Source organism: Bacillus sp. GW823-FHT06A11 (genome assembly GCF_058795355.1).
This window is the reverse complement of sequence record NZ_JBXAHS010000001.1, coordinates 484,468-499,090: the sequence shown is the minus strand read 5'-3', so window position 1 is coordinate 499,090 and position 14,623 is coordinate 484,468. Positions and strand designations below refer to the sequence as shown.

Here is a 14,623-nt window from a genome sequence, read left to right as displayed (position 1 = left end):
AGAATGTAGGGAAATGTCGAAAGTATTAAATAGATTTTTACAATTGGAAAGTGATACCATAAAATTAAACGATGTTTAAATCGTTGTTTAACTGATACATTCTAGAGGGGGAGATAAATTGGGAGGGAATGAAAACGTATCAACGAAAAAAAAGATTTTAAATACAACATTGGAATTAATTAAAAAAGAAGGTTTTGAAAAGGTAACGATAAGGAAAATTGCAACATTGTTAGATATAAATATAGCGCTAGTAAATTACCATTTTGGTTCAAAAGAAAAGTTAATTAGTGAGGCGATTAGAGTTTTATTAATTAGCTTTCAAGGCACTTTTTCTATTTTAGATAATATTACAGTGCCAGCAAAAGAAAGATTAAAAATATTTTTATTGGATTATGTACTAGTAATTCGGCAATATCCGGAGTTAGTTAGGAAGATTATTGCAATGGGAACTACGGTATTTACATCTCAATACGAATATGGGGATTTTTTGAAGAGGCTAGGTTTCAGTAAAGTGAAGAATATTTTGAGCGAGATAACAAATGAAACGGATCAGGAAATTTTAATGATGATGACGGTGCAAATATTTGGATCCATTTTTCTTCCCACATTAATGATGCCAATTCTCGAATCAGGGGCAGATATAAAAGTACCATCTGTAGAAAAACAGATTGATTTCCTATTTGAACGCTATTTTTATAAAAATTGAGATAGTGGGTGATAGAGGTGGCTAGTTTCTTTAGAAAGCATTGGTGTGATATAGGGTTAGTTGTCGCTATTGTTGTCGTTGTTTCTTTAGTCGCGAATTTGGGAGAAATGAGTGAAAAAAAAGTACTGTTAGGGTTAAGTTTTGTGGCCATTTTAGTGCATCAATTTGAAGAGTATCGTTGGCCAGGTTATTTTGCTGGTCTGTTTAATGTAGTTATATTTAAAAGTGATATACCAGACCGCTATCCATTAAATACGCAATCTGCTATGGTAATAAATATTTTGATTGCGTATGTTTTTTATTTACTCCCGGTTTTTTTTCAAAATATAATATGGCTTGGGTTGGCACCTATTTTAATGGGATTTTTTCAATTCATATGGCATGGTATTTTTGCGAATATAAAAGCTAAAACAATATATAATCCGGGATTAGGTGCGGTTGTATTACTACATGTTCCAATTGGTTATGTATATATGAGGTATATTCTTTTACACAATCTGGCTACAAATTTGGATTGGTTATTTGGGGTGATCTACTTTCTAATAGCTACCTATTTTTTAATTATAAAAGGAAATATGTTAATGAAAAGTAAGGAGACAAATTATTACTTTTCTAAAAAACAATTAGGTCCGTACAATGATACATTGAAGTGATTCAGAATTCAGAGGGAGGGTTTTAGATGCGGAAGAAAGTGCAAGTGAAGGATTCATGAATAAATTATGACAAGAAAATGAATAATTTTCAGAAAAATAAAATAAATCATTTATTTTTTTCTGAAAATATAATATAGTTATGGCACAGAAAGTATTTTAACATAAGGAGGCTTTTTATGAGGATTAAAGGGAATTACGTGCCAAAAAGGGAAGTTTTACTGTGCTCAAGTTCGATTACGATAGGGGAAGCGTTAGAGCATTTAAATAAAACGGGGTATCGCTGTGTACCAGTTTTAGATGAAAAAAAAGAGAAATTTTTAGGGAATATATATAAAGTAGATATTTTAGAATATAAAGGATCACTTGACGAGAGTGTAATGCAATTATTAAACGATAAAGAGGGATTTGTGAGAGAAGATTCTTCTTTCTTTAAAGTATTTTTTACAATAAAAAAATTGCCTTATTTATCAGTAGTTGACGAAAAAGGGGTTTTCCTTGGAATTTTAACGCATAAAAAAGTTTTTGAGTTATTAGAGGATGCATGGGGCGTTCACTCTAGTAAATACTCTGTCATGATTGGAACGCAAGACTATAATGGAGCAATCCAAAAGTTATCGACAGTTTTAAAGAAATACACTGGTATTCAAAGTTTGATGACTTTTGATAATGATGCCCTATTAGTTCGTAGGATTATGTTTACATTAGGAGAAGAGTTTAACGACGGTGAATTAGAGACATTATTGAAAGATTTAGAAGATCACGGATTTAGAGTTGTATATGTGGAAGAGATGAAAAATCCACGTGAAGTTGAAACGATAGAGTAACATACAAAAGCCATCTAATTATTGGATGGCTTTTGTTATGTTACGTGTGTGAAGTTATTTTAAAATAACGACAGGGTAATAGGTGAGATTATAACAATATTTGTGTAAGAGAATAAAAAATGTAGATAATTTCGATTTTCAAAAAAATCAATTTGAAAATATGTTTTTATTTTGCAACTAAATATGTTACTATATGTGTGATAAAAACAAAGAGGTCTGACAACTATACTCCACGTAATAACACTCTAATGATTTAAAAATTCAAAAAACTCAAAATTCAAAAATAACAATTGTATTAATGATTAGAGTAAAAATAAGGGAAATGGAGAAATTATGGAGAAAGACACTGCTTTGTAAGGGGCATATTTTATCATCTTGAGCAGAGAGGAGGATGCATAGCATATTGTAAAATATAGAGATAAACAATGAAAAAGTGCTATGCAAATGAAGAGCATGAAGGGACGTTTAAGGCCAGGTGATACGGTAGCAATTGGTTTGATGCTATTTGCATTATTTTTAGGAGCAGGAAATTTAATTTTCCCGCCAGTTTTAGGTCAACAAGCAGGAGAGAATGTTTGGATTGCTACAATAGGATTCCTTGTAACGGGAGTCGGATTACCCCTACTAGCTGTAACAGCTGTCGCGTTTGTAGAGGGGGACTTGAAAGCGCTATCTTCTAGAGTCCACCCTATATTTGCGTTTATTTTCCCATTGATTAGTTATTTAGCAATTGGACCATTTTTCGCGATTCCGCGTACTGGAGCTGTTTCGTTTGAAATGGGTATGAAGCCGTTTTTATCAGAGGCAATGGTTTCAGAGTGGTACATGCTATTTCTTTTCACGATAGTTTTCTTCGGAATAACGTGGTATTTATCATTAAATCCATCTAAATTAGTGGATTGGTTTGGAAAGTTTCTTACGCCACTATTGGTATTAATTGTTGCTGTTATTGTCGGAAAGGCAATTATTGATCCAATTGGAGAGCCGGCTGCGCCGTTAGCTGCTTACCAAGAGAATGCTTTCTTTGGTGGATTTATTCAAGGGTATTTAACGATGGATGCAATTAGTGCTCTCGTATTTGGAATTGTCGTTGTACAAGTTATTCGCTCTAAAGGGATAAAAGAGAGTAGCCAAATTGCAAAAATAACAGTCGTATCAGGTATTATTGCTGTACTTGGTTTAACGTTAATCTATTTATCACTTGCTTATCTTGGTTCAACAAGTACATCACTTGGTGTCTCAGAAAACGGTGGTCTTATTTTAACGAATGTTGTAAATGAGCTATATGGGACGAGTGGTAAAGTTTTATTAGGGCTTGTTATTATACTCGCTTGTTTAACAACTTCTGTTGGGTTAACATCTGCGTGTGCGGGTTTCTTTACAAACTTATTCCCAAAACTTTCGCATAAAACGATTGTAACAATGGTATGTGTATTTAGTTTAATTGTATCTAACCTAGGTTTAACACAATTAATCGCAGTAACATTACCTGTGTTAATGATCATTTATCCAGTTGCAATTGTATTAATTGTACTTTCGTATTTCCATAAGTGGATTGGGAAGCGGAATACAATTTATATTGGAGCTATTTTAGGTGCATTGTTAATTAGTTTCTTTAACGGTTTAGAAAGTGCGAAAATTAAAATTGACGCGATTTCTAATGTACTACAAATGTTACCGTTATATAACGAAGGAATCGGATGGTTAATTCCATCATGTATTGGCGGGATTCTCGGTTTCTTCTTCTATAAATCAAATGAATCAAGTGAATTACAAAAGAAAGGTGCTTAGGCACCTTTCTTTTTTTGAAGGGAATTTTTGTATTTTGTCTAAGTAATAATTGGGGGGAATGATAAATGGCTAATTTTGAAGATTTTTTAAATTTGGATTTGAGAATTGGAACTGTAATACATGCAGAGGAATTTAAAGAAGCGAGAGTACCAGCGATTAAACTAGCAATAGATTTTGGAGAAATCGGGATAAAGCAGTCAAGTGCTCAAATTACGAAAAGGTATATTCCAGAAGATTTAATCGGTCAACAAATCGTTGCTGTTGTAAACTTTCCACCAAAGCGTGTAGCTGGATTCAAATCAGAAGTGCTTGTGCTTGGTGGTGTTCCTGAAGCTGATGATGTTGTGTTACTTCAGCCTAATATGGAATTGCCAAATGGAACGAAAATTAGCTAGGGTGAAGGTAGGGGCTAATATGGATATCGGACGAGAATATTTGCAATGTGCGATTTCGAACTTTGAAGCAACAAAGAAGCAAGGGGAACGGGCACTTTCTCAATTATCATATGAACAAATACAATGGTATTCTCATGAAGAAACAAATAGTATAGCGATTATTATAAAGCATCTGCACGGTAATATGCGTTCTAGATGGACGGATTTTTTAACGTCTGATGGTGAAAAAACCGATCGTAATCGAGATGGTGAATTTGAGGGATGCTATCATTCAAAAGAAGAAGCCCTTATAGCTTGGCAAGAAGGATGGAAATATGTTTTTAATACGATGAATACTTTAGCGCCGGAGCACTTATTGAAGACGGTATACATTCGCGGTGAAGCACATACTGTCATGCAAGCAATTGAAAGGCAAATTTCTCATTATGCATTGCATATTGGTCAGATTATTTACATTGGGAAGATGTTAAAAGAAAATGAGTGGGAATGTTTAAGTATTCCGAGAGGTCAGTCTGCACGTTATGTAGAGAAAAAACGTTCAATATAATAATAAGAAAGAAACCGATAAAAAATGGGAAATAAGAAAATCAGCCAAATAATAGATGGTTCTGTAATCATAAGAATGCTGCCAAAAATAAGTCCATACATAATAAGAAAGAAATTGAAAAGTGTATTTACTGGGATAAATCGTGAGAGGAACACTTGCTGTCGTTTAAAACAATCACTGTGAAATAAATAAAAGCGGAAGTACCATGTGGCGGTAATAAGATCTTTCTTTCTCACAATTCTTTTTTTGCATGTATGACAGATAAATGTTGGTTGCATTTCATTACGCTCCATTTTTTATTTTTATAATAATGTGAGACATAAGTAGGTACAACGTGTATGTTCCTATATACGCTCCTGCAATAAGGAAAAATGGATTCAGTAAAATCCCATGAATGCTCGTCATGAAAACTAAATCTTGTATTAAAACATCGTATATATTAATGGAAATAATTGTACCGAGTACATACAGTGCCAAGTACGCAGAAATATGTAGTACAATAGAGACTTTTGGATGCTTAGCGGACAAATAAAAAATGAATGATAGAGCGATTGGTAATATTCCTATTAATAGCTTCAATTCATTTCACCTCATTAACAATATAGCCGAAATTTTAACGGTCTATTCTCTAGGGCTTGTACATAACTTGAAATAGAGAGGTGATAGTATGAATCGGGGCTTTTTTTTTATGAAGTTTACAAGTATGCGTAAGTTAGTTTTATTTGTTATTACTACAGTGCTAGCGACTTTTTTTCTTATTAGTATGATGGTAACCTCTATGAAAGAGACGAAGTCAACGTATTTATATAATTGGTTAAATGAGTTATCGATGAATGGTTACATGTATGTACTTGGAAAAGAGAATCATTATTTTACACAGGAGTATCGAAAGTTGAATCAAGATTTTTCAATTTCTTCTTTTCTCTTTTCTATGGCTACAAATATTCGCTTTAATGATGTACGCAGTTTTGTCGGGAAAGAGCTACCCGGGTTTGGTAAGTACGATACAGAAATTGTTATTGCGGGTGAGGGCACAAACTATTCTAACTTACCGATAGAGTCGAGTGTACCTCTTGAAGAAGTAGTGAAAGAACGGACTAGTGGAACTGGACAAGCACCTAAACAAGATACGAATAAAGAGAAAAAACAGCCGTCCCAAACGACCGGGAAAAGACAAGTTGCGTTTATTTATCATACACATAGCTGGGAATCTTATTTACCTTTACTTAACTTAACGAATGACCCGAATCCGAATAAAGCAACGAGTTCTGTATCGAATATTTCTATATTAGGAGATCGTTTCCGTGAACAACTAGAAGGTGAAGGGATTGGAGCTACTAACGATAAGAGTGATGTTGGTCAAAAGTTAATAAGTAAGGGTTTAAACAGTAATAGTTCGTATAAAATGTCACGAGAAATTGTGCAGCAAGCTATGGCTGGAAATAAAGATCTTCAATACTTTTTTGATTTGCATCGTGATAGTGCTCGAAAGAATGTAACGACAAAAACAATTGGAGATAAATCATATGCGAAGCTTGCATTTGTAGTAGGGAAAGGAAATAAAAATTATGAAAAAAACTTACAATTAGCGACAGCTTTACATGAGGCGATTAATAAGAAATATCCAGGAGTGAGTCGTGGGGTCATTCAAAAAGGTTTCCAAACAGGAAATGGAATCTATAATCAAGATTTATCAGGGCAAGCGATATTAATAGAAGTTGGCGGTGTAGATAATACGGAGGAAGAATTGAATCGATCAATTGATGCACTTGCTAAGGCATTTGGTGAATATTTTTGGCAGGCAGAAAAAGTGAATGGATAAAGTGAAACTTGAATTAGCCAGGGTATCTATCGATAATTATTAGCTCACTTCAATCTTGGAAAAGCGTAAGTGTAATGCTTACGTTTTTTGTGTTGGTTTGAAATGTGGATAGCAAGATGTCACAAAATGGACATGATTAATAATTATTATAGCGATATCGAAATTTGTCTAATTATAATAGGAGAATTAGAAAGGGATTTTTGAAATGGCAGAGAAAATCTTTTTACAAGGAAAATTTTTATATTATGAAATTGATAGGGTGATTTAGGTGATTAGGGAGATCAAAGTAGAAGATGCAGCATCATTTTTGCAATTAAGTAAGCAATTAGATGAAGAAACGAAGTTTATGTTATATGAACCAGGAGAAAGGAAAACTACAGCTGAGCAACAAGAAAAAATGATCCAGCGATTTATAGAAAATGAATATGCAACAATATTTGTAGCAGTTGAAGATGAGAGAATAATAGGTTTTATATTAGTGAATGGAAATAACATTCAAAGAAAGAGGCATGTGGCAAGCATTGTAATTGGTATTTTGCAAGAGTATAACGGGCGAGGTATTGGGACGAGATTGTTTAAAGAGGTTGAGAAGTGGGCAAAATTACATGATGTATGGCGTTTAGAATTAACAGTAATGGCCCACAATACAAGAGCTCAGGCACTATATAAAAAAGCTGGATTTGAGAAAGAAGGTGTCAAAAAAGCTGCTCTTATTATCGATGGAAAGGACATCGATGAGTATGAAATGGCCAAATTATTAAAATAAGAGGTCGTTATATGAAAAAAAGATGGGCACTACTCGGTATCGTAGCTGCAATAATTATTGTTGGAGTAGCAGGAATCAATTATAAAATGTATAAGGATAAGCAGGCGCGGGAAGTAAGTGTAAATAGTATATTTCCAAAAGCGAAAGAAACGATTGCTAATATGGATGGGGATATTGCGGTAATTAATAATCCGAATTCAATGCTTGTACTTGTGAATAAAAGTAGGCGTTTACCAGATGGTTATAGACCGCCAGATTTAGTTATTCCGAAAGTGCGCTACTCTAGTGAAGGTGATCAAGAAAAGAAAAAGATGAGAAAAGAGGCAGCGAGGGCGCTTGAGGAAATGTTCCAGCAAGCTAACAACGAGCGTATTTTCCTTTTTGCAGTTTCTGGATTTAGATCCTTTGATCGACAAAAAGCATTAAATACGATGTATAAAAAACAAGATGGGGAAGCAAAAACAGCAATGTCTAGCGCGGTTCCTGGCACAAGTGAGCATCAAACTGGATTAGCTATGGATATTACGTCTCAATCTGCTAAATTTCAGTTAGAGACGGTTTTTGGGGAAACGAAAGAAGGTCAGTGGCTTTCTGAAAATGCCCATAAATTTGGTTTTGTGATTCGATACACAAAAGCGAAAGAAACGATTACGGGCTATCGGTATGAACCATGGCACGTAAGGTATGTGGGAAATCCACAAGCTACTTATTTGTATGATAATCAACTGACGCTTGAAGAAGTAACAGAGTAAATGATTGAGGGGAGAGACGTATAATGACGATGTTATATAAGAAAAAAGTACATGCATATATTACAAGAGAAAAAGAGGGGGTTATGCAATTACTGGTTTTTAAACATCGTGATATACATGAAGCTGGTATTCAAGTGCCAGGGGGAACGGTTGATGAAGGTGAAACGTTAGAAGCGGCTATATTGCGTGAAGTACAGGAAGAATCCGGATTACGTCATTTATGTATAGAGCGTTTTTTAGCAGATTACATTATACATGTGAAGGAAAAACAGGAATATGAAAAACGTCACTTTTTTCATGTAACTTTACTAACTGATGTAAAAGATACATGGGAACATATAGTAAGTGCTGGTGAGAAAGATCAAAGTTTAGCGTTTAGCTACGAATGGGTTAATATTGCAAAATGCCCTGAATTAGCAGGGAAACAAGGAGAGTTTTTACACTTATTAGATGAGATATATGTAAAGTAATAAAAGAGTCTGAAGCGAAAGTTCATTCGTTTTAGACTCTTTTTATTTTTCGGGAAATTAAAGGCTTTTTGAATAGATAAATTGAATTTCTTTAAAGGAATATTAGTTTGGAATAGTTGGGATGAAAAGATGAAAAAGTAAGAGTTATACGCAAAAAAGTTGCTATAAGGGAGAATATAAATGGAGATTCAGTTTAATCCAGTATTAAAAAAAGAATTAACAATTCATGATATACAAACCGAAATGGAATCTGGGCAGTTAACTTCAAAGGAATTAGTGATGTATTATCTTCATAGAATCGCAAAGTATGACCAAGACGGACCGGAAATTAATTCTATTTTAGAAATCAATCCAGATGCTATTTTTATTGCAGAAGCGTTAGATTATGAAAGAAAGACAAAAGGTATAAGGGGTCCATTACATGGTATACCTGTTTTGCTTAAAGACAATATTGAAACGAATGACTCCATGCATACAAGTGCAGGTACGATTGCTCTAGAACAAAATATAAGCAGTGAAGATGCATTTCTCGTTACAAAATTACGAGAAGCCGGAGCAGTAATAATAGGAAAAACAAATATGACAGAATTAGCAAATGCAATGTCTTTTGAAATGTGGGCTGGATATAGTGCAAGAGGTGGTCAAACAATCAATCCATACGGAACGGGCAAGGACCATATGTTTGTTGGCGGATCTAGTACAGGATCTGCGATAGCAGTTGCCGCTAACTTTACAGTAGTATCTATTGGGACAGAAACCGATGCTTCTATTTTGAGCCCCGCTGTTCAAAATTCTGTAGTAGGTATTAAACCGACTGTCGGTTTAATTAGTCGTAGAGGAATTATTCCATTTACTTATTCGCAAGATACAGCTGGACCATTTGCTAGAACGGTAACAGATGCTGCTATTTTGCTAGGGAGTTTAATTGGAGTAGATGAGAAAGATGTTGCTACTCATAGAAGTGAAGGTAGGGCAGAGCAGGATTATACAAAATATCTTAATGTTAATGGCTTAAATGGAGCGAAGATTGGTGTGTTTAACGATGCACCAAAAGATTATTACGAAAATGGTGAGTATGATGAAATCTTGTTTAAGGAAACGATCCAAGTATTACGTAATGAAGGAGCGACAGTAGTAGAAAATATTAATATTCCTTCTTTTCATAGAGAATGGAGTTGGGGAGTGCCGATTTATGAACTGAAGCATAGTTTAGATAACTATCTTTCTAAATTACCTTCTACTATTCCGGTACATTCTATTTCGGAGTTAATGGAGTTTAATAAAAACATAGCAGAAAGAGCTTTAAAATATGGACAAACTAAGTTAGAGGGAAGAAAAGATTTTCCTAATACGTTACGAAATCCAGAATATTTAAATGCAAGATTAGAAGATATATATTTTTCACAAGAACAAGGCATTGATTTTGCATTGGAAAAATATAATCTTGATGCGATACTGTTTCCTTCCTATATAGCTTCTACTATATGTGCGAAAGCGGGTTATCCGTCTATAGCAATACCTGCAGGGTATATGGAAAGCGGGAGACCTTTTGGAATTACGATTGCAAGTACTGCCTTTAGTGAAGGGATGTTAATTAAGCTAGCTTACGCTTTTGAACAGGCGACAAAACATAGAAAAATCCCAAACTTGTCATGAATAGAATAAATAAAAAGGACAGGGAATGCCTGTCCTTTTTGTTTTAGTGATTAAAGTGAAATATCGTTCTGCTCTGTTTTATGATATTTTAATAAACTAAAAGATAAACAAGCGGAACATAAAATAAGAATAGAAGCGATGATATAAATTGTACGAACACCGAACATATCAGTAATAATGCCAACACTAAGCATAGATAGTCCAGAGGCTGTTGAAAGAAGTACACCATGTGCTGTATACATTTTTGATAATAAAGCAGGGGCGACACTTGATTGTAAAACAGTCGTTTGGGAAATATCTCTAATTTGATAACATGGTCCCATTAGAACACATAGAAAAAGCGCAATAAATCCGCTGCTCGTCATACCATATAAAAATGTAAGAATGCTAAATATAAGAGAGCCAATCGACATAGATCGTATTAAATTGTTTTGAATATAGGAACTCATTTTCCATGCTAATAGACCACCGATTAACGTGCCAACATAATAACTTGTATTAATATATCCCCACCATTCTTCGCCTTTATGAAGAATAGTCGTAACATATGCCATCGTAATAGCGCCAATCCATATTGTCCCGGCGAAAGTTTCAATTAAGTCCATATATGTAACGGTACGGAGAGAAGGATTTTGAAATAAGAGTTTCCAACCTTCCGATAAAGCAGTACTTTTTGAAGAGGGAGGATCTGCTATTCGTTCAGTATGTATGGTACGTAATGAAAAGTGTAATGCAATACATCCAAAAATCATTAACATGTTATTAATCATGAGTGTAGATGTAGCGCCAATGAGAAGAACGATAACACTCGTAAATGAATAAGCGGCGGCTTGCGCAATTTGTGTTGAAAAGGAAAAGATACTATTTACTTTTACTAATTTTTCTTTCGGTGTAAGGCGCGGAAGAATGCTGTATAGTAATGGAGCGCTCCATCCACTACATAATGAAATGAAAAAAATAAAAGTTAATAGAGCTATAATGTTTGTGGATAAGACCGGAAACAAAATCATTAATAATAGTAAAAAGACTGTTTTTAGCCATTGTAGCGTATATAACAACGTATAAGACGGAAAACGATTTATTATTAGTGGTGCAGAGATGTTAGCAATTAGATTTGTGATAACTTGTAATAATGGAAAAAGAGCAGTAATAGTAGCTGATTTAGTTGCTATATAAATATGAGTTGTAATAACCATTACATATACGATGTCAGCGAGAGTAATGCATGTTTTGGAACCTAAGTAGTAGGTTAGTGACAGGTTTCTCAATAAGAATAACACCTCTATAAAAATAGTATTTAGTAATTAGAATAATTGTAATTTAAAAAATGAAATTTTTAAAGAATTTAATTTTTTTGTCACTTTTTGAAAGGAATTTTCATGTATAATGAAGAATATATTGATATAGTATTATATTAATAATCATAGTAACAGTGAGTATGTACAATAGCTTGTAGCAAACGCCCAAGTGTAAGAAAGGGCGGATAAACCATTCTTTTCTTCATATACATATAGAAAATGAGAAAGAAAGTGAGGGTTGCATATGGCTGCTTGGGTAATTTGGTTTATAATAGCTGGTATTTTATTTATTGCAGAAATGTTGTCGATTACATTTTACATGCTTTGGCTTGGAATTGGAGCTGTTGTCGGAGGTCTTATTGCTTTGTTTGCTCCTGATGCACTACTGTTACAAGTTACTGTTGGCGCAATTATAAGTTTAACTTTGACATTCTTTACGAAAAGAATTTCAAAAAACTTTCGAGAAGCAAAAGGTTTTACGGATACAGTAGATATGCTTGTTGGTAAAAAAGGGATTGTTATGCAAGCGATTACAAATGAAGCGAATGGTATTGTGAAGGTGGATGGAGATACTTGGACAGCTATTGCAGATTCTTCAATTGATGCTGGAGAAAAAGTCGTTGTTATAAAGAGGCATAGTACTATATTACAAGTAAAAAAGGAGAGTGAATAAATATGGTAGCATTAACGTTAACGATTATATTCGCACTAATTGTAGTTACATTTATCGCATTAACAATTAAAATTATTCCTCAGCAAAAAGTTGGGGTTGTTGAAAGATTTGGTAAGTTTCAACGTATCATGCACCCAGGATTAAATATTTTAATCCCAATTGTAGATCGTGTTCGTGTATATCACGACTTACGTATTCAACAAACGAATGTACCACCGCAAAAAGTAATTACGAAAGATAATGTTCAAGTAGAAATAGATACAATTATTTTCTATCAAATTGTTGAACCAGAACTTGCGACATATGGTATTTCAAACTATGAATATGGTGTTCGTAATATTACTTCAGCAACGATGCGTCAAATTATCGGTAAAATGGAACTGGATGAAACGTTATCTGGTCGTGAAAAAATTTCAACAGAAATCCGCTTAGCGCTTGATGAAGCAACAGAAAAATGGGGCGTACGTATTGAACGTGTCGAAGTTGTTGATATTAACCCGCCAAAAGATGTGCAAGCATCAATGGAAAAACAAATGAAGGCTGAGCGTAATAAACGTGCAATTATTTTAGAAGCTGAAGCAGCAAAACAAGATAAAGTTCTTCGTGCTGAAGGGGAAAAGCAAAGTAAAATCTTGATGGCTGAAGGGGATAAAGAAGCGCGTATTCGCGAAGCTGAAGGTATAAGAGAAGCAAAAGAATTAGAGGCACAAGGGGAAGCGCGAGCAATTGAAGAAATCGCAAAAGCAGAACAAAACCGTATTGAATTGCTTCGTGAAGCGAATTTGGATGAGCGCATACTTGCTTACAAATCATTCGAATCATTAGCTGAAGTTGCAAAAGGACCAGCAAATAAAGTCTTTATTCCGTCTAATGCAATTGAAACACTTGGTACTCTTGGGGCAATTGGAGAAATATTTAAAGAAAAACAAGCGAAGAAACTACCTTCAAATGATACAGGAAAAGAACAATAAAAGTGAGGAAGAGAAATGGGATACCATTTCTCTTTTTTTTGTGCGTATATTCCGAAAAGCTTGTACATATTCATGTATAAAGAAGGTGATGCAGTGAAAAAGTATGCAACTCGAATACATGGGAAGAAATTAATTTCGTTACTCCTTTTATATGCGCTAATAGTAATTATAATAGCGTCGATTTTGACGTCACTTTTACATACAATGAAATCGAATTATGCAAATCAATGGTTTGGAAAAGTATCGATGCAAGGTTTTGTTCAAATGATAGAAAGTGAGAATCACTATTACGGATTTGATTATTTTAAGCAGAATAAAAGAGAGTCAGTTGGGAATTTAATGTTCTCTATTGCGACAGATTTGAAAATTAAAGATTTAAGAACATTCGTCGGTAAAGAAGTACCTGGTATGTCAAAGTATTATTCTAATATTATCGTAGCTGGGGAAGGGACAAACTTGACGAATATCCCAAATGAATCTAGTGTACCGATTGAAGAAGTAACGAAAGAACGGGAAGTAGCAAAAGATAAAGTTACAGAAGCGGAAAAGAATAATCCGGTTCAGAAAAAGAACGGAGCGAAAAAAGGTGAAAGTGCAGTATATATTTATCATACACATAGCTGGGAATCCTTCTTTCCATTATTACCAGGGGCAACTGATCCATCTAGCCCAGATGTAAATGTGTCCTTACTAGGAAAACGTATGAAGGAACAACTTGAGGGGCAAGGAATTCCAGTAATTCACGATAAAACGAATATGGGTGATTTATTAGCGAGTAAAAAGTGGGTATGGTATCAGTCATATAAAGCATCTCATGAATATGTAAAAGGAGCATTAGCACAAAATAATAAAATTGCGTTTCCGATTGATATACATCGTGATGATCAGCGTAAGAAAGTAACAACAAAAGTAATTAATGGAAAATCGTATGCAAGATTATATTTTATTATTGGGATGGAAAATGAAGGCCGTGCTGAAAATGAAAAAATTGCAAGAGCGATCAATAGTTATTTAGATGAAAACTATTACGGATTAAGTAGAGGGATTTTTCCGAAGTATAAAAAAGATGGAAATGGCGTTTATAACCAAGATCTATCGAAAAATGCGATGTTAATTGAAGTTGGTGGTGTTGATAATACGTTAGATGAATTATATAACACAATTGATGTGTTAACAGAAGCGTTTAGTAAATATTATTGGAATGATGCGGAAAAAGTGAATGGATGAGGGACGGGAGACCGTTCCTTTTTATTTTGAAATCTTAAAATGTGATATAATAGAATTTTGTGAATGTTAAAT

At 34.1% G+C, this 14,623-nt stretch carries 17 protein-coding genes; 14 read left to right on the top strand and 3 right to left on the bottom strand.

Going from position 1 to position 14,623, the window contains the following annotated elements:
• The first annotated feature begins 118 nt into the window (after positions 1–118).
• The 6 genes from AC1Q8L_RS02345 (at position 119) to AC1Q8L_RS02320 (ending at position 4,916) form a co-directional block, all read left to right on the top strand.
• Positions 119–706 (top strand): TetR/AcrR family transcriptional regulator, encoded by a 588-nt coding sequence (locus AC1Q8L_RS02345; RefSeq protein ID WP_000509368.1) that lies wholly within the window; start codon positions 119–121, stop codon positions 704–706.
• Between the two features lie 8 nt (positions 707–714).
• Entirely contained in the window at positions 715–1,359 is a 645-nt protein-coding gene (locus tag AC1Q8L_RS02340; protein ID WP_492339397.1) for an HXXEE domain-containing protein, read from the top strand.
• A gap of 176 nt (positions 1,360–1,535) precedes the next feature.
• Positions 1,536–2,183 (top strand): cyclic di-AMP binding protein CbpA, encoded by a 648-nt coding sequence (gene cbpA / locus AC1Q8L_RS02335; RefSeq protein ID WP_001220528.1) that lies wholly within the window; start codon positions 1,536–1,538, stop codon positions 2,181–2,183.
• 453 nt (positions 2,184–2,636) lie between these two features.
• A complete protein-coding gene (gene brnQ4 / locus AC1Q8L_RS02330) occupies positions 2,637–3,974 on the top strand; it encodes a branched-chain amino acid transport system II carrier protein BrnQ4 (protein WP_396530541.1) in 1,338 nt (445 codons plus the stop codon).
• Positions 3,975–4,039: 65 nt separating this feature from the next.
• Entirely contained in the window at positions 4,040–4,369 is a 330-nt protein-coding gene (csaA, locus tag AC1Q8L_RS02325) for a chaperone CsaA (protein ID WP_001263013.1), read from the top strand.
• A complete protein-coding gene (locus tag AC1Q8L_RS02320) occupies positions 4,350–4,916 on the top strand; it encodes a DUF1572 domain-containing protein (RefSeq protein WP_002093963.1) in 567 nt (188 codons plus the stop codon). Before csaA ends, AC1Q8L_RS02320 begins: the two co-directional genes overlap by 20 nt.
• Here AC1Q8L_RS02320 and AC1Q8L_RS02315 read toward each other — a convergent pair.
• Positions 4,889–5,194, bottom strand: coding sequence for a permease (locus AC1Q8L_RS02315; RefSeq protein WP_071714392.1), 306 nt, complete (start codon positions 5,192–5,194; stop codon positions 4,889–4,891). The two genes, AC1Q8L_RS02320 and AC1Q8L_RS02315, sit on opposite strands and share 28 nt — an antisense overlap.
• Before the next feature lie 4 nt (positions 5,195–5,198).
• Positions 5,199–5,495 (bottom strand): hypothetical protein, encoded by a 297-nt coding sequence (locus tag AC1Q8L_RS02310; RefSeq protein WP_000770732.1) that lies wholly within the window; start codon positions 5,493–5,495, stop codon positions 5,199–5,201.
• Positions 5,496–5,583: 88 nt separating this feature from the next.
• Between AC1Q8L_RS02310 and spoIIP (AC1Q8L_RS02305) the strand changes: the two genes are divergently transcribed.
• From spoIIP (AC1Q8L_RS02305) to AC1Q8L_RS02285, 5 genes are all read left to right on the top strand, one after another.
• Positions 5,584–6,738 carry a stage II sporulation protein P gene (spoIIP, locus tag AC1Q8L_RS02305; protein WP_001079282.1) on the top strand — a complete coding sequence of 385 codons (1,155 nt, stop codon included), beginning with the start codon at positions 5,584–5,586 and terminating at the stop codon, positions 6,736–6,738.
• A gap of 268 nt (positions 6,739–7,006) precedes the next feature.
• Positions 7,007–7,504: a GNAT family N-acetyltransferase gene (locus AC1Q8L_RS02300; RefSeq protein ID WP_002093964.1), complete on the top strand. Its 498-nt coding sequence runs from the start codon at positions 7,007–7,009 to the stop codon at positions 7,502–7,504.
• Positions 7,505–7,515: 11 nt separating this feature from the next.
• On the top strand, positions 7,516–8,256 hold the full coding sequence (locus AC1Q8L_RS02295) for a M15 family metallopeptidase (RefSeq protein WP_000747650.1): 741 nt from the start codon (positions 7,516–7,518) through the stop codon (positions 8,254–8,256).
• Between the two features lie 23 nt (positions 8,257–8,279).
• Complete coding sequence (locus AC1Q8L_RS02290; protein WP_000178286.1) at positions 8,280–8,726, top strand: NUDIX hydrolase; 447 nt, start codon at positions 8,280–8,282, stop codon at positions 8,724–8,726.
• A 180-nt stretch (positions 8,727–8,906) separates the two neighbouring features.
• The gene (locus tag AC1Q8L_RS02285; protein WP_000405413.1) at positions 8,907–10,382 is read left to right on the top strand and encodes an amidase family protein; all 1,476 of its coding nucleotides are present in this window, start codon (positions 8,907–8,909) and stop codon (positions 10,380–10,382) included.
• A gap of 50 nt (positions 10,383–10,432) precedes the next feature.
• Here AC1Q8L_RS02285 and AC1Q8L_RS02280 read toward each other — a convergent pair whose 3' ends face one another.
• On the bottom strand, positions 10,433–11,650 hold the full coding sequence (locus tag AC1Q8L_RS02280) for an MFS transporter (RefSeq protein ID WP_001245239.1): 1,218 nt from the start codon (positions 11,648–11,650) through the stop codon (positions 10,433–10,435).
• 274 nt (positions 11,651–11,924) lie between these two features.
• Between AC1Q8L_RS02280 and AC1Q8L_RS02275 the strand changes: the two genes are divergently transcribed.
• Genes AC1Q8L_RS02275 through spoIIP (AC1Q8L_RS02265) form a run of 3 tightly spaced genes read left to right on the top strand, consistent with a single transcriptional unit; the run spans position 11,925 to position 14,551 of the window.
• Positions 11,925–12,353, top strand: coding sequence for an NfeD family protein (locus tag AC1Q8L_RS02275; RefSeq protein ID WP_000741971.1), 429 nt, complete (start codon positions 11,925–11,927; stop codon positions 12,351–12,353).
• Between the two features lie 2 nt (positions 12,354–12,355).
• A complete protein-coding gene (locus AC1Q8L_RS02270; RefSeq protein WP_000226254.1) occupies positions 12,356–13,324 on the top strand; it encodes an SPFH domain-containing protein in 969 nt (322 codons plus the stop codon).
• 15 nt (positions 13,325–13,339) lie between these two features.
• Positions 13,340–14,551 carry a stage II sporulation protein P gene (gene spoIIP, locus AC1Q8L_RS02265; protein WP_002093965.1) on the top strand — a complete coding sequence of 404 codons (1,212 nt, stop codon included), beginning with the start codon at positions 13,340–13,342 and terminating at the stop codon, positions 14,549–14,551.
• The last annotated feature ends 72 nt before the right edge of the window (positions 14,552–14,623 follow it).

What these genes read in the sequence shown, in the direction of transcription:
- brnQ4 (WP_396530541.1), top strand. Translation starts at nt 2,637, where the DNA reads ATGAAGGGACGTTTAAGGCCAGGTGATACGGTAGCAATTGGTTTGATG.
- AC1Q8L_RS02285 (WP_000405413.1), top strand. Translation starts at nt 8,907, where the DNA reads ATGGAGATTCAGTTTAATCCAGTATTAAAAAAAGAATTAACAATTCAT.
- spoIIP (WP_001079282.1), top strand. Translation starts at nt 5,584, where the DNA reads ATGAATCGGGGCTTTTTTTTTATGAAGTTTACAAGTATGCGTAAGTTA.
- AC1Q8L_RS02275 (WP_000741971.1), top strand. Translation starts at nt 11,925, where the DNA reads ATGGCTGCTTGGGTAATTTGGTTTATAATAGCTGGTATTTTATTTATT.
- csaA (WP_001263013.1), top strand. Translation starts at nt 4,040, where the DNA reads ATGGCTAATTTTGAAGATTTTTTAAATTTGGATTTGAGAATTGGAACT.
- AC1Q8L_RS02315 (WP_071714392.1), bottom strand. Translation starts at nt 5,194, where the DNA reads ATGCAACCAACATTTATCTGTCATACATGCAAAAAAAGAATTGTGAGA.
- cbpA (WP_001220528.1), top strand. Translation starts at nt 1,536, where the DNA reads ATGAGGATTAAAGGGAATTACGTGCCAAAAAGGGAAGTTTTACTGTGC.
- spoIIP (WP_002093965.1), top strand. Translation starts at nt 13,340, where the DNA reads ATGGGATACCATTTCTCTTTTTTTTGTGCGTATATTCCGAAAAGCTTG.
- AC1Q8L_RS02290 (WP_000178286.1), top strand. Translation starts at nt 8,280, where the DNA reads ATGACGATGTTATATAAGAAAAAAGTACATGCATATATTACAAGAGAA.
- AC1Q8L_RS02320 (WP_002093963.1), top strand. Translation starts at nt 4,350, where the DNA reads ATGGAACGAAAATTAGCTAGGGTGAAGGTAGGGGCTAATATGGATATC.
- AC1Q8L_RS02295 (WP_000747650.1), top strand. Translation starts at nt 7,516, where the DNA reads ATGAAAAAAAGATGGGCACTACTCGGTATCGTAGCTGCAATAATTATT.
- AC1Q8L_RS02270 (WP_000226254.1), top strand. Translation starts at nt 12,356, where the DNA reads ATGGTAGCATTAACGTTAACGATTATATTCGCACTAATTGTAGTTACA.